Annotated in this window: 12 protein-coding genes; 6 read left to right on the top strand and 6 right to left on the bottom strand. The window is 62.4% G+C overall.

The features are described 5' to 3' along the window. Positions 1-89: 89 nt before the first annotated feature. Positions 90-398, top strand: a complete 309-nt coding sequence (locus tag BHU62_RS08790) for a type 1 fimbrial protein (RefSeq protein ID WP_073531563.1) — start codon at positions 90-92, stop codon at positions 396-398. A gap of 190 nt (positions 399-588) precedes the next feature. On the opposite strand, the gene yeiP is transcribed toward BHU62_RS08790, so the two are convergent. Continuing rightward, positions 589-1,161, bottom strand: coding sequence for an elongation factor P-like protein YeiP (gene yeiP, locus BHU62_RS08795; protein ID WP_004935725.1), 573 nt, complete (start codon positions 1,159-1,161; stop codon positions 589-591). A gap of 125 nt (positions 1,162-1,286) precedes the next feature. Continuing rightward, complete coding sequence (mtr, locus tag BHU62_RS08800) at positions 1,287-2,531, bottom strand: tryptophan permease (RefSeq protein WP_073531564.1); 1,245 nt, start codon at positions 2,529-2,531, stop codon at positions 1,287-1,289. A 261-nt stretch (positions 2,532-2,792) separates the two neighbouring features. Between mtr and BHU62_RS08805 the strand changes: the two genes are divergently transcribed. Then, the gene (locus BHU62_RS08805) at positions 2,793-3,047 is read left to right on the top strand and encodes a YkgJ family cysteine cluster protein (RefSeq protein WP_019453627.1); all 255 of its coding nucleotides are present in this window, start codon (positions 2,793-2,795) and stop codon (positions 3,045-3,047) included. On the opposite strand, the gene BHU62_RS08810 is transcribed toward BHU62_RS08805, so the two are convergent. The 4 genes from BHU62_RS08810 to BHU62_RS08825 all read right to left on the bottom strand — a co-directional run bounded on the left by BHU62_RS08810 (position 3,044) and on the right by BHU62_RS08825 (position 8,688). After that, positions 3,044-4,219, bottom strand: coding sequence for a sugar efflux transporter (locus tag BHU62_RS08810; protein WP_073531565.1), 1,176 nt, complete (start codon positions 4,217-4,219; stop codon positions 3,044-3,046). The genes BHU62_RS08805 and BHU62_RS08810 overlap by 4 nt on opposite strands. Positions 4,220-4,374: 155 nt before the next feature. Next, positions 4,375-6,849, bottom strand: a complete 2,475-nt coding sequence (gene torA / locus BHU62_RS08815) for a trimethylamine-N-oxide reductase TorA (RefSeq protein WP_073531566.1) — start codon at positions 6,847-6,849, stop codon at positions 4,375-4,377. A gap of 12 nt (positions 6,850-6,861) precedes the next feature. Then, on the bottom strand, positions 6,862-8,022 hold the full coding sequence (locus tag BHU62_RS08820) for a NapC/NirT family cytochrome c (protein ID WP_073531567.1): 1,161 nt from the start codon (positions 8,020-8,022) through the stop codon (positions 6,862-6,864). 243 nt (positions 8,023-8,265) lie between these two features. Then, entirely contained in the window at positions 8,266-8,688 is a 423-nt protein-coding gene (locus BHU62_RS08825) for a nucleotide triphosphate diphosphatase NUDT15 (protein ID WP_073531568.1), read from the bottom strand. Between the two features lie 248 nt (positions 8,689-8,936). Between BHU62_RS08825 and fruB the strand changes: the two genes are divergently transcribed. The 4 genes from fruB (at position 8,937) to BHU62_RS08850 (ending at position 13,455) form a co-directional block, all read left to right on the top strand. Then, positions 8,937-10,070 carry a fused PTS fructose transporter subunit IIA/HPr protein gene (gene fruB, locus BHU62_RS08835; protein ID WP_073531570.1) on the top strand — a complete coding sequence of 378 codons (1,134 nt, stop codon included), beginning with the start codon at positions 8,937-8,939 and terminating at the stop codon, positions 10,068-10,070. Further along, positions 10,067-11,008 carry a 1-phosphofructokinase gene (fruK, locus tag BHU62_RS08840; RefSeq protein ID WP_073531571.1) on the top strand — a complete coding sequence of 314 codons (942 nt, stop codon included), beginning with the start codon at positions 10,067-10,069 and terminating at the stop codon, positions 11,006-11,008. Before fruB ends, fruK begins: the two co-directional genes overlap by 4 nt. 11 nt (positions 11,009-11,019) lie before the next feature. Further along, positions 11,020-12,693, top strand: a complete 1,674-nt coding sequence (gene fruA / locus BHU62_RS08845) for a PTS fructose transporter subunit IIBC (RefSeq protein ID WP_073531572.1) — start codon at positions 11,020-11,022, stop codon at positions 12,691-12,693. A 162-nt stretch (positions 12,694-12,855) separates the two neighbouring features. Next, positions 12,856-13,455 carry a DJ-1/PfpI family protein gene (locus BHU62_RS08850; protein WP_073531573.1) on the top strand — a complete coding sequence of 200 codons (600 nt, stop codon included), beginning with the start codon at positions 12,856-12,858 and terminating at the stop codon, positions 13,453-13,455. Positions 13,456-13,461: the final 6 nt, after the last annotated feature.

A 13,461-nucleotide genomic window follows, 5' to 3' on the forward strand; every position in this document is an offset into this window, starting at 1 on the left:
ATTAACGATCAAATCGTTCCCCTTTCCTTGCGATTATTCCGAACAAGATCCTCTATGGTTAAATTGGCTTAACTAAAAATGAGGTTGCCATGAATACCTTTCGGTTATTTTTGATCGTAGGAATGTTGTTTTCATGGACGGCAGTGAGTCATGCAGGAGTTGCCGGCGGGGTAATTCGCTTCGTCGGTTCTATCGTTGAAAGTCCTTGCACGGTCAATATTGCAGATTCTAAGGCGAATACGCAATGTTACCGCAACGGCCGGCATTATCAGGCCCAGCAAGCGTTGTCAGGTTTTGATACTACACGCAAAGAACTTCCGCTCAATCTAGGCACAACCGAAATGAAGTGGGTAGACCAACAGAAAAAACTTGCTGTTATGACGGTCGTTTATCGTTAAGTCGTTCCGCCATGCCGGCGTAACGTTACGCCGGCATGGTTATCCTCAGACCTGCAGGCCCCTCACCGCACCGCCCACACCTTCGACCGTCACCACTTATGCAAACGCAGTAGGCTCCGCCTGCCGTGCTTTCACCGCATTGCCGTAGCGGAAAATGAAACGGGGCCGATATCGGCCCCGTTGGCGTCGACTAGTCGGCGCGGCTCATATAGCGGCGTTCGGCGATATGAATGCGGATTTTGTCGCCGGCACTGAGGTATTCCGGCACGTGGATCACCAGGCCGGTCGCCATGGTGGCCGGTTTGTTGCGGGCGCTGGCGGAAGCGCCTTTGATGCCCGGCGCGGTCTCGACGATTTCCATATCCACGGTCTGCGGCAACTCCAGCGCCAGCACCTGGCCGTCCAGCGTCAGCACCTGCATGCCCGGCAGGCCACCTTCCGGAATGAACAGCAGCTCGTCTTCGATCTGGTCTTTCTTGAAGATGTACGGGGTGTAGTCCTCGTCATCCATAAACACGTATTCTTCGCCGTCGATATAGGAGAAGTTCACCTTGCGGCGCGACAGGGAAATGGTGTCCAGGATATCGTCGCCCTTGAAGCGCTCTTCCACTTTCAGGCCGGTACGCACGTCGGAGAAGCGCATTTTGTACAGGGTGCTGGCGCCGCGGGCGCTCGGGCTCTGCACGTCGATGTCTTTCACCAGCAGCAGCTTGCCGTTGTAGCTGATCGCCATGCCGCGTTTAATTTCGTTAGCTCTTGCCATTTCAATTCATCCGCAATGAAGAGTATTAGAGAAGTTGCGACAAGGTACTCGCGCCGCCGATTTCAGGCAATAGCCCGGCGTAAAAACAGTGCGGGAAAGGGGGGCGAGCGCCCTCCCGTCAAGGATTACTGGAATACCGGCAGCAGGCCGAACAGCGACAGAATATGCGCAGCGGCGTTGATCAGCCCGAACAGGATGACGAACAGGATCACGCCGTTGCCGCCCGGAGCACGGTAGCCCGCCTGCGGATGGCGGCGGCGGCTGGCGCGCGCCATCAGCGCCGGCACGATCACCGCCCAGACGGTGGCCGCCAGCCCGGCGAAGCCGATGGCGTACAGGAAACCGTTCGGGAACAGCAGTGCGGCCAGGGTCGGCGGCACGAAGGTCACCAGCGCGGTCTTGCTGCGCCCGACGGCATCGTCCTTGAACTTGCAGAAGTCAGCCAGGTAGTCGAACAGGCCGAGCGACACCCCAAGGAACGAGCTGGCCAGCGCCATATAGGAGAAGGCGTTCAGCAGTTGGCTGACGGCCTGGCTGCTGGAGACGTTGCCCATTTGCTTGAGCAGGCTGCCGATGTTTCCGCCTTCGGCGATCACCTGCTTAAAGGCGTCGCGCGCGATATTGCCCTGAATCACATACTGCCACAGGATGTAGATCGCCAGCGCCAGCAGGGTGCCGTATACCAGGCTGCGCACCACGGAGCCGCTGTCCTTGTGGTAGTACTTCACCAACCCGGGAATGTTGCCGTGGTAGCCGAACGAGGTCAGCAGGTAAGGCAGCGCCGCCAGGGCGTAAGGCAGATAGCTGGCCTGGTCATCGCCGGTGTTGAACAGCACTGCGGGCTGCACGTGGGTAAACATGTCGCCCACCGACATCACGAAGGTGATCACCATGCCGCCGATCAGAATGGTGCTCAGGCGGTCGACCGCACGGGTGGAGAGCCAGACGATAAACGCCACGACCAGCGCGAACACCAGGCCGGCGGTGGTCTGGCCGACGCCGACGACGCCTTCCAGCGTGTGGGCGATGATCGAGCCGCCGGCGGAGATATAGGCGTAGGTCAGGATATACAGCACGAACGCCACCGACAGGCCGTTCACGGCGTTCCAGCCTTTACCCAGCAGGTCCTTGACCATGGTATTGAAGCTGGCGCCGCTCGGGTAATGCAGCGTGGCTTCGAGGATCATCAGGCCGGAAAGCAACATGCAGGCCCAGGTATACACCAGCAGCGCGACGGAGCCGCTGAACCAGACACCGGAAGTGACGATCGGAATGGAAAACATGCCGGCGCCAACGGCGGTACCGGCAATGATCATCGCGCCGCCGAGTACTGAAGGGCGGGACAGCTTCTGGATGGTGTCCGTAGACATGCGTGCTCCTGGGATGGGTTCTTTTGTACTAGCTCAATGGTACATGGGTGTATGACGCATGTAAAGCAGGGGAGTTGCACGTTTCACGCGTTTTTTTCTTTAAATCAAGGTTTGTTGGGCGTTTTTTCACCATGGTGTGAAGCCGGCCGGCGCAGGGTGATGCGTGTAAAGATCGCCGGGATGCAGGGATTCTGCTGGCGGCCGCTGCGCGCGGCTGCTATTGTCGCGCTTCTTTTCCCCAGCCCACCAGGAGTAGCGCTGATGGACTGTCGCAGCGACTGCGGCGCCTGCTGTATCGCGCCGTCAATATCCAGCCCGATCCCCGGCATGCCGAACGGCAAGCCCGCCAATACCCGCTGCATTCATTTGGATGAACAGTTGCGCTGTGGTCTGTTTCATTCGCCGTTACGGCCGAAGGTGTGCGGCAGCCTGCAGCCGAGTCGCGACATGTGCCACGATCACCGCGATCAGGCGTTGATCTACCTTGCCAGGCTGGAAGCGGACACCGCACCCTAAGCGTCTTTCAACCGCCACAGGCACAGCGTGGCACCCACCGTCATCGCCAGTGCGGCGTAAAACACCGCATGGTAGTTCCAGATTTCCGCCACCGCACCGGCGATCGAGCCGGCGATGATCCAGCCCACCCGGGTGGTGTTGGTGAACAGCGTGGTGGCGGCCCCGGCCTGGCCGGGCATCAAATCCTGAAAATAGAGCATGCCGATCCCCGCCAGCACGCCGATAAACGCCGCATTCAGCAGTTGCAGGGCGATGAGCTGCCAACTGCCGGTGATAAACAGCAGGCCGCAGTAGAACAACACGCCGGCGATCACTGCCACCCGCATCAGGAAACGCTTGCCGCAGCGCTTAGCCACCAAGCCGGCGAGCAGCATAATCGGGATCTCCAGCCCGGCGGCGGCACCCATCAACACCCCGGCCAGCCGCTCCGGCAGCCGCAGTTCGTGCACCACGTACAGCGGCATGTTGATCAGATACATGCTGTTGGCGGTCCACATCAGGGTGCAGGCGGCGAACAGCAGCAGCGAATCGCGACGATGCTGCCGCGGGGCGGCCAGTGGGGCGCCCGTCGCCGCGCTTTTCGGCATCGAAGGCAACAGCTTCCACACCAGCAGACCGCACAGCACGAAGGCTGCCGCACCCGCCAGATACATGGCCTTAAAGCCGAAACCCAGCGCCAACGCGAAGGCGATCGGCGGGCCGATCACCCAGGCGAGGGAGACCTGCGCGCGCATCACGGAAGTGAACATCACCGCCTCGCGGCCGGTGCGGTCGGCATGCTCGCGCGCCAGCGCAAACATCTGCGGGTTGGCGGTGGAGCCGAAGCTGGTCAGCACCACGCCGACGATCAGCAGCAGGTAATAGTCGCGGTTCCAGGCGAACAGGGTGAAACCCAGCGCGCCCAGCATGCAGCAAAGGAAGATCAGCGATTTGCGATCGCCTTTTTTATCCGAACGGCTGGCGAGAAACTGGCTGACCAGAATGCCGATCACCGCGCTACCGGTAAAGAACAGCCCGACCAGCGCCGGCCGCACCTTGACCTCGGTCTCCAGAAACAGGCTCAGCGTCGGGGTTTGCAAGGCGCCGGCGATGCCGGTGAGAAACGCCACCGCCAAAAAGGCCAGCGAGGTGAAATCGGGCGCGCGTCGCGTTACTGCTGAGGAAGTTGGCATGGCGGTCGAGAAATCGTCAAAAGTGGGAGGTCGCGCGCATCATACGCCCGTTGAAATGAAACGCAAACCGCTATCCCTCAGCGAAGGGTAAACGGATATTGCGTGCGGCGGCGAGAAAAAAGGGGCGCGTTGCGCCCCCCTTGCTTGCCGGTAAATCAGGCGCCTTCCGGCACCGCGTGTGCGGTATTTTTCAGCACTGGCCCCTGATACTTCTCGATCTGCAACTGTGCCATCTGCCCGCAGTTGCCCTGCGCCAGGCTGGAAGAGCCGATGTCGAAGGTCAGGCAGTTGACGTTGCCGTTCTTGCACAGCGAACCGGGCTGCGCCGGATCGGCCGGATCGAACCAGGCGCCTTCGCTGATGCGCACCACGCCGGGCCGTACGTCTTCGCTGACTACCGCGCCCACCAGGATCTGCCCGCGATCGTTGAATGCCCGCACCAGGTCGCCGCCGGTGATGCCGCGCGGCTGCGCGTCCTGCGGGTGGATCAGGATCGCTTCACGATCCGCCACCGCGTATTTCTCGCGCAGCGGCGTGTTGTCGAGCTGGGAGTGCAACCGGTTGGTCGGGTGCGCGGTATTGAGCGACAGCGGATATTTGGCCGCTTCCGGCCCGCGATACCACTCGTGCGGCGGCATCCAGGTCGGGATGCCGGGGCAATCCTCATAATGCATTTTGGCGATGGCGTCGGAGTAGATCTCGATCTTGCCCGACGGCGTGCCCAGCGGGTTCAGCAGCGGGTTGTCGCGATAGTCGGCGAAGCGCACCCACTGCTTGTTGGCCTCCGGCACCGGGAAGCGCACGTAGTTGTTGGATTGCCAGAACATGTCGAACGGCGGCAGCGCCACCCGGGCGGCGCGCGCCTGGTTCTTCATGTCGTCATACATGCCTTTCAGCCACTGGGTTTCGTCCTTGCCTTCGGTAAAGGCCTCCTGCACGCCCAGTTTCGCCGCCATCGCCGCGAAGATGTCGAAGTCGCTGCGCGACTCGTGCTGCGGCGGTACGCATCGGTGCATCGGGAACACATAGAGCTGCGAATAATCGCCGCCCATCTCCAGATCGTTGCGCTCGTAGCTGGTGGTGGCCGGCAGCACGATGTCGGCATGCTTGGCGGTGGCGGTCCAGTAAGGCTCGTTGACCACGATGGTGTCCGGCCGCTGCCAGGCTTTGACCAGGTTGTTGGTGTCCTGATGCTGGTGGAAGGTGTTGCCGCCCGCCACATACACCATTTTCACCTCGGGGTAGGTGACTTTGGCGCCGTTGAAGTCGATGGTTTTGCCCGGGTTGCTCAGGCATTCGGCGATGCGCGCCACCGGGATCGGCGCCGGCGAGTTCTTCGGCGCGTTGCCGGCGGAGATGCCGGCGATGATGCCGCCCTTGGCGGTCGGGCTGCCGCCGGACGAATAGTGGTAGCTGAAGCCGAAGCCGCCGCCCGGCAGGCCGATCTGGCCGAGCATCGCCGCCACCGTCACCAGCAGCCAGTGTTGCTGTTCGCCGTGGTGCTGGCGCTGAATGCCCCAGCCGCCCATGATCATGGTGCGGTGCTTCGCCATCTCGCGCGCCAGTCCGCGCAGCGTGTCGGCATCGACGCCGCTGATGTCGGCCGCCCATTCGGCGGTTTTCTCTACGCCGTCGCTCTCGCCCAGCAGGTAGGCCTGGAACTTGTCGAAGCCGACGGTATAGGTGTTCAGGAAGTCCGGATTATGCAGCTTCTCGGTCAGCAGCGTATGGGCGATGCCGATCAGCATGGCGCCGTCGGTGTAAGGACGCGGGGCGATCCACTGCGCGTTGATGAACTTGGCGCTGTCGCTGTGCACCGGATCGATGCTGATCACCCGGGTGCCTTTTTTCTTCAGCGCTTCGAAACCGGTCTGGCCGACGTGATCCGGCACGTTCCAGCTGTTTTTCAGCGTGACCATCGGGTTGCAGCCCCACAGGATCACCAGCTCGCTGTTCTCGATCACGTTCGGCCAGGCGGTCTGCTGTTCGTAGACCTCCATCGAACCGACCACGTGCGACATGATCACCTGCGCCGCGCCGGTGGAGTAGTCGCCGGCGTAGCCGAGGAAGCCGCCGGTCAGGTTCATCAGGCGCTGCAGCAGCGTGCGGCTGTTGTGCAGCATGCCGACGCTTTTCCAGCCGTAGGAACCGGCGTAGATCGACTGCGGCCCGTGGTCTTTTTGCAGGCGAGTGATCTCATTGCACACCAGTTCAGTCGCTTTGTCCCAGCTGACGCGCACCCACTCGTCGCGGCCACGCAGCTCGGTGCGGCTGCCGGGGCCGCCCTCCAGCCAGCTTTTACGCACCATCGGGTATTTGATGCGGTTCTCGGCGTGCACTTGATAAGGCGCCATGGTGATCAGTTCATTGGGGTACGGATCGTCCTGCACCGGCTGCACGCCGACCATCTTGCCGTCTTGCACGATGGCTTCAAATGCGCCCCAGTGGGCGCCGGTCAGAATACCTTTCTGCGCCTGGCGCAAGACGATGAACTGCGGCAGCGCTTCGCTGATGGCCTGCGCCAGCGCCGCTTTGGGCCATAACCCCGCCAACAGCGGGACGGCGGTCAGCGCGGCGGCGCCGGTCAGGAAGCGGCGACGGCTCATTTTTAACGGTTGTTGGTTGCTCATTGCGCTTCTCCCTTAAAGCTTGGCCGGTGCGGCAGGTGGCATGTCGCTGGCGTGTTTTTGTACGTATTGCGTCAGTACGCGCAGCTGTTCCTGCGTCAGCGAGGTGCGCGGCGCCATGCCTTTGATAACGCCGATCCATTGGTTGGCGTTGAAGCGATCGAGCGCGGTCAGCCCGTGGCAGCCGGTGCAGTTGGCCGACATCATGTCCGCGGCGTAGCGCCAGATTTTTTGCTGATCGTCGATCAGCTGTTTGCGCGGCAGCCACACCTGCAGGGAGACCTGATGCCAGACCAGGCCGGTTTCGGCATCGGTCTGGGTGGAGGTGGTCTTCAGCTGTTTGCGCGCGTCTTCACCCAGCAGCACGCTGAGGATGCGTTTGCCCTGCGCGGCGTAGAACACTTCGCCGACCCCGTCTTGCTGCCAGCCGCTCACGGTGGCCAGCACGTTGTCGCCATCCTGTTTCACCACCTGCACTTCGGTGGACGGCATCAGGTTGCCGGCGTTGTGGCTGTCGCCTGCGTTGAGGAAGAACGGCTCGGTGGCGATGGTGTAGAGGGTGGTGGCGCCCGGTGCGGTCAGCGCCGCGGCCTTCGCCAGCTCGGCGGCGCCGGCCTGGGTTTCGCCGCTCATGTCCGGCAGGATGTGGGCCACGCCTTTATGGCAGTCGATGCAGGTTTCGCCTTGCTTGATCGCCACCGGGTGCTGCAGGCGGGCTTCAGGGCGCTGGGCGGTGATGTCCATGGCGTCGAAGCTGTGGCAGGAGCGGCAGGTGGCAGAGTCGTTTTCTTTCAGGGTTTTCCAGACCGATTGCGCCATCGCCAGCTTGTGCGCTTCGTATTTTTCCGGCGTATCGATGGTGCCGACCATCTCGCCGTAAATGTCTTTCACCGCGCGGATTTTGGTCCACAGGTAATCGATCGGCTGATGAGGCACGTGGCAGTCGGCGCATTCGGCGCGAATGCCCTTGGTGTTTTGGAAGTGGACGCTACCCTGATATTCGGCCAGCGGCTGTTGCATGGTGTGGCAGGAAACGCAGAAGGCGGTATCGCTGGTTTTATGGAAGACGGTGGCGGTGCCGGCCAACAGCGCCGCACCAAGGATAATCCCCAGCAACAAGAGCCAAAGCCATCCCCACCGGCGCTTTTTTTCAAAGCCAGTCAGTTTTTTGCTCATGATAAACCCGTTTATAATTATGAATTTAACGTAAGATCTTGCCAAAAGGCCGCCGACCGGAGGTCAGAATGCCGCGTCGATTGCAGGGGTAATGATAGAAGAGGGTTAACCCCATAGGGTTATCCGTAGTCAAAAAAAGGGCATATATCGCAAAAAATAGCGTTATATTCTGAGTTATATAGCGGTTGGGCTGTACGGCAGAGGAAGCGAGCGCAGAGAGGGGGGAGAGCGCTCGCGCTGGGGTCAGGCCGCCGGCTGGTAGGGGTGGCCGCTCAACCACAGGCGAATGGCGGTGCGGCTGGCTTCGAAATGCGGCTCCGGCAGGGCGTCGGGCGCGCACCAGCGCCACTCGGCGCATTTCTCGGGCTCCTTCAGCTCGGCTTCACCGCCGGGGTGCTCCACCAGCAGGCAAATAGACACCGTGTGTTTGCCTTCGGCGCGCCAGGTTTGCAGGTTGTTGCTGACACCGACGAAGCGCGGCGGATCGATGCGCAGCCCAGTCTCTTCGGCGATTTCACGCTGGGCGCACTGCTCGAAGGTTTCGCCGGGATCCAGATGCCCGCCGGGGATCGACCAGAAGGGCGCGTGCTGGCCGCAGCGTTTTCCCAACAAAATCTCGCCTTGCGGGTTGACGATGATCACCCCGACGCCCGTCACTACGTTCATGCTTTTCTCCGTCAGCAAAGTTTCAGCAACAGTATGTCATTTTGCCCCGGCGCTGGCCAATGCGCTGGCGAAAGTGTGCGTAAGCTCAAAAATCTGCAATGGAGAAAGGGAGAAAGCTTGCTTTCGTCCCGCGCTGCTCACACACTCCTTGAAACGTTTCAGCGTTATCCGGCCGCTTTGGGCGAGCGGGTAACGCTCCTTTTTCTCAATAAAGCTGAAACGATTCAATTCAGCAGGAGAGGAGAATCATGTTCCAGTTGTCACCGCAAGACATTCATCTGGGCGCCGCTGCCGCCGGCAAGCAGGAGGCCATCCGTCAGGTGGCCGCCGCCCTGACCGAATCCGGCTGCGTCAGCACCGGCTACGTGGACGGCATGCTGCAGCGCGAACTGCAGACCTCCACCTATCTGGGCAACGGCATCGCCATCCCGCACGGCACCACCGATACCCGCGATCTGGTGTTGAAAACCGGCGTGCAGGTGTTCCAGTTCCCGCAGGGCATCGCGTGGGGCGAAGGCCAGACCGCCTATGTGGCGATCGGCATTGCCGCCCGTTCCGACGAGCATTTGGCGCTGCTGCGCCAGCTGACCCATGTACTGAGCGATGACGGCGTGGCGGAGCGATTGGCGAAAACCACCTCTGCGGAAGAGCTGCGCAGCCTGCTGATGGGCGAGCAACAGAGCGCCGAATTCCAGTTCGACGTTTCGCTGATTGCGCTCGACGTCGCCGCCGACAGCCTGATGACGCTGCAGGCGCTGAACGCCGGCCGGCTGCAAAAGGCCGGTGCGGTCAATGCGCAGTTCGTCAGTGATGTCATCACCCGCAAGCCGCTGAATCTGGGGCAGGGCATCTGGCTGAGCGACAGCGTCGAAGGCAACCTGGCCAGCGCGGCCACCGTCAGCCGCCCGGCGCAGGCTTTCGAGGAAGACGGCGAGCCGGTGGCGCTGCTGCTGACGGTGTCGGTCGCCGACGCGCAGCCGCTGGCGGTGCTCAACTACCTCAGCGATTTGCTGCTGGCCAACAAAGCTGAACGTTTGCTGAAGGCGGATGCCGCCGGGGTGCTGGCGCTGCTGACCAGCGAAGTAGCCGAGGAGAGCAGCGTGCTGAGCGCCGAGTTCGTGATCCGCAACGAGCACGGCCTGCATGCGCGGCCGGGCACGGCGCTGGTCAACGTGATCAAAAGTTTTAACAGTGACATCACCGTCACCAACCTGGACGGCAGCGGCAAGCCGGCCAACGGGCGCAGCCTGATGAAGGTGGTGGCGCTGGGCGTGAAGAAAGGGCATCACCTGCGCTTTACCGCCAATGGAGAAGATGCTGAAGCCGCGCTGAAGGCGATCGGCGAAGCGATTAATGAAGGACTGGGCGAGGGCGCAGCATGAGCAGAAGAGTAGCAACGATCACCTTGAACCCGGCGTACGATCTGGTGGGCTTTTGCCCGGAGATCGAGCGCGGGGAAGTCAACCGGGTAAAAACCGCCGGCCTGCACGCCGCCGGCAAGGGTATCAACGTCGCCAAGGTGTTGAAAGATTTAGGCATCGACGTCACCGTCGGCGGCTTCCTGGGCAAAGACAATCAGGACGGTTTCCAGTTGCTGTTCAGCGATCTGGGGATCGCCAACCGTTTTCAGGTGGTGCCGGGCCGCACCCGCATCAACGTCAAGCTGACGGAAAAAGACGGTGAAGTGACCGACTTCAACTTCTCCGGTTTTGAAGTGACGCCGCAGGATTGGGATCGCTTCGTCAGCGACTCGCTGAGCTGGCTGGGTCAGTTCGATATGGTGGCGGTGAGCGGCAGCCTGCCGGCCGGCGTCGATCCTGACGCCTTTACCGACTGGATGACCCAGCTGCGCGCCAAATGCCCGTGCATCATTTTCGACAGCAGCCGCGAAGCGCTGGTCGCCGGGCTGAAGGCCTCGCCGTGGCTGGTCAAACCGAATCGCCGCGAGCTGGAAATTTGGGCCGGCCGCCCGTTGCCGACGCTGGCGGACGTGGTCGAGGCCGCACATGCGCTGCGCGAGCAGGGTATCGCTCACGTGGTGATCTCCCTCGGCGCGGAAGGCGCGCTGTGGGTCAACGCCTCCGGCGCCTGGATCGCCAAGCCGCCGTCCTGTGAGGTGGTCAGCACCGTGGGCGCCGGCGATTCGATGGTCGGTGGCCTGATTTACGGCCTGCTGATGCGCGAATCCAGCGAGCACACCCTGCGTCTGGCCACGGCGGTGGCGGCGCTGGCGGTCAGCCAGAGCAACGTCGGTGTGACCGATCGTCCCCAGTTGGCCGCGATGATGGCGCGCGTCGATCTGAAACCTTTCAATCAATAGCAGGAGGCAGAATGAAAACGCTGCTGATGGTAGACAGTTCGCTGGGGCAGGCCCGTGGCCACCTGGCGAAACGCATGCTGGAGGCCGCCGCGGCCAAAACCGGCCTGACGCTGGTCGAGTCGCTGCAGGACGCTGAACGGGTGGTGGTGGCGGGGCAGGCTGCTCCTGCTGACGCCGGGCTGAACGGCAAATGGGTGTATGTGGGCGATGTCGAGCTGGCGGTGCGCGAGCCGGAAGCTTTCCTGGCGCGGGCCAACGCCGAGGCTGAAACCTATCAGGCACCGCAGGCGCAGGCCGCCGGGCAAAAACGCATCGTGGCGATCACCGCCTGCCCGACCGGCGTGGCGCACACCTTTATGGCGGCTGAGGCCATTGAAAGCGAAGCGAAGAAGCGCGGCTGGTGGGTGAAGGTGGAAACGCGCGGCTCCGTCGGCGCCGGCAACGCCATCACCCCGGAAGAAGTGGCGGCGGCAGATCTGGTGATCGTCGCGGCGGATATCGAGGTGGATCTGGACAAGTTTGCCGGTAAGCCGATGTATCGCACCTCCACCGGCCTGGCGTTGAAGAAAACCGCTCAGGAACTGGACAAGGCGCAGGCCGAAGCCGAGGTGTTCCAGCCGCAGCAGCGCGGCGGCGCGGCGCCGGCGGGCAAGAAGAAAGAGGGCAACGGCCCGTACCGCCACCTGCTGACCGGTGTCTCCTACATGTTGCCGATGGTGGTGGCCGGCGGCCTGTGCATTGCGCTGTCGTTCGTGTTCGGCATCAAGGCGTTTGAGGTCAAAGGCACGCTGGCGGCGGCGTTGATGCAGATCGGCGGCGGCTCCGCCTTTGCGCTGATGGTGCCGGTATTGGCCGGTTTCATCGCCTTTTCCATCGCCGATCGTCCGGGGCTGACGCCGGGCCTGATCGGCGGCATGCTGGCGGTGAGCACCGGCGCCGGGTTCCTCGGCGGCATCATCGCCGGTTTCCTGGCGGGCTACGTTGCCAGGGCGATCAGCAGCAAGCTGCGCTTGCCGCAGAGCATGGAAGCGCTGAAGCCGATCCTGATCATTCCGCTGGTGGCCAGCCTGATCACCGGTCTTATCATGATTTACGTGGTCGGCACGCCGGTCGCGAAAATCATGGAAGGCCTGACCCATTGGCTGCAATCGCTGGGCACCGCCAACGCGGTGCTGTTGGGCGCGATTCTCGGCGCGATGATGTGCACCGATATGGGCGGCCCGGTGAACAAGGCGGCCTACGCCTTCGGCGTGGCGCTGCTCAGCTCCTCGGTGTATGCGCCGATGGCGGCGATCATGGCCGCCGGTATGGTGCCGCCGCTGGCGATGGGCCTGGCGACGCTGCTGGCGCGCAGCAAGTTCGAGAAATCCGAACGGGAAGGCGGCAAAGCGGCGCTGGTGCTGGGCCTGTGCTTTATCTCTGAAGGGGCCATTCCGTTCGCGGCCCGTGACCCGATGCGCGTGCTGCCGTGCTGCATTGCCGGCGGGGCGTTGACCGGTGCGCTGTCGATGGCGTTCGGCGCCAAGCTGATGGCACCGCACGGCGGGCTGTTTGTGCTGCTGATCCCGGGCGCGATCACGCCGGTGCTGCTGTACCTGGTGGCGATCGCCGCCGGAACGCTGCTGGCGGGCGTGGCTTACGCCCTGCTGAAACGCGCTGAAACGTCGGCCGCCGCCGCGGCGTAACTGACGCTGATACCGCCAAAACGCGCAGCCTTGAGCTGCGCGTTTTTGTTTGTGCGATAAGCAGTTAGCACGATTTGCTCCTGGCTAAAAATCACAATGATTTCTAAGATGGAAGCTCGGCGTTGCGCCTGAGAACCAAGCATGAATCAAGGAGATTAATCAGTGGCTACAGCTAAAAAAGTTGCGCTTATCCTGACGCCCGGTTTTGCCGACTGGGAATATGCGCTTATCGCCGGCGTTGGCGGGCCGTTTTATGGGCTGGACGTGGCATTTTTTGCGCCGCAGGTCGGAAAGTTTCGCTCCCAGGGCGGGCTGACGGTAGAGGTTGAAAAAAGCGTAGCCGAATTGGCGGATTGGCACCCTGATGCGGTCGTGGTGGTCGGCGGCACCCTGTGGGAAACCGAACGGGCGCCGGATATCAGCGCGTTGCTCAACGAGCAGCTGCAACGCGGCGCGACTCTGGCGGGCATTTGCGGTGGGACGTTGGCTCTGGCGCGGGCCGGCCTGCTGAACGGCAGGGCGCATACCTCCAACGACGCCGCTTTCTTAACGCGCCATGCCGAGAACTACATTGGGGAACGTCATTTTGTCGCGAGCGCCGCCGCCGTCGTGGATGACCGTGTCATTACGGCACCGGGATCGGCACCGGTCAGCTTTACCACCGCCGTGTTCAGGGCTGCGGGCCTGGATGAAGAGACGCTGCACCAGTTCTGCGCCATGCTGGCGGCGGAGCACGCGGTGGGGGAAACCGCTCGCGCTTAGGCGAGC

This window comes from Serratia marcescens (genome assembly GCF_001902635.1).
Taxonomy (GTDB): Bacteria; Pseudomonadota; Gammaproteobacteria; order Enterobacterales; family Enterobacteriaceae; genus Serratia; species Serratia marcescens_F.

Excerpts from the sequence above, each read along its gene's own strand:
- BHU62_RS08820 (WP_073531567.1), bottom strand. The coding sequence starts at position 8,022 with ATGAGCAAAAAACTGACTGGCTTTGAAAAAAAGCGCCGGTGGGGATGG.
- fruA (WP_073531572.1), top strand. The coding sequence starts at position 11,020 with ATGAAAACGCTGCTGATGGTAGACAGTTCGCTGGGGCAGGCCCGTGGC.
- BHU62_RS08825 (WP_073531568.1), bottom strand. The coding sequence starts at position 8,688 with ATGAACGTAGTGACGGGCGTCGGGGTGATCATCGTCAACCCGCAAGGC.
- torA (WP_073531566.1), bottom strand. The coding sequence starts at position 6,849 with ATGAGCAACCAACAACCGTTAAAAATGAGCCGTCGCCGCTTCCTGACC.
- fruB (WP_073531570.1), top strand. The coding sequence starts at position 8,937 with ATGTTCCAGTTGTCACCGCAAGACATTCATCTGGGCGCCGCTGCCGCC.
- BHU62_RS08790 (WP_073531563.1), top strand. The coding sequence starts at position 90 with ATGAATACCTTTCGGTTATTTTTGATCGTAGGAATGTTGTTTTCATGG.
- BHU62_RS08805 (WP_019453627.1), top strand. The coding sequence starts at position 2,793 with ATGGACTGTCGCAGCGACTGCGGCGCCTGCTGTATCGCGCCGTCAATA.
- fruK (WP_073531571.1), top strand. The coding sequence starts at position 10,067 with ATGAGCAGAAGAGTAGCAACGATCACCTTGAACCCGGCGTACGATCTG.
- BHU62_RS08810 (WP_073531565.1), bottom strand. The coding sequence starts at position 4,219 with ATGCCAACTTCCTCAGCAGTAACGCGACGCGCGCCCGATTTCACCTCG.
- yeiP (WP_004935725.1), bottom strand. The coding sequence starts at position 1,161 with ATGGCAAGAGCTAACGAAATTAAACGCGGCATGGCGATCAGCTACAAC.
- mtr (WP_073531564.1), bottom strand. The coding sequence starts at position 2,531 with ATGTCTACGGACACCATCCAGAAGCTGTCCCGCCCTTCAGTACTCGGC.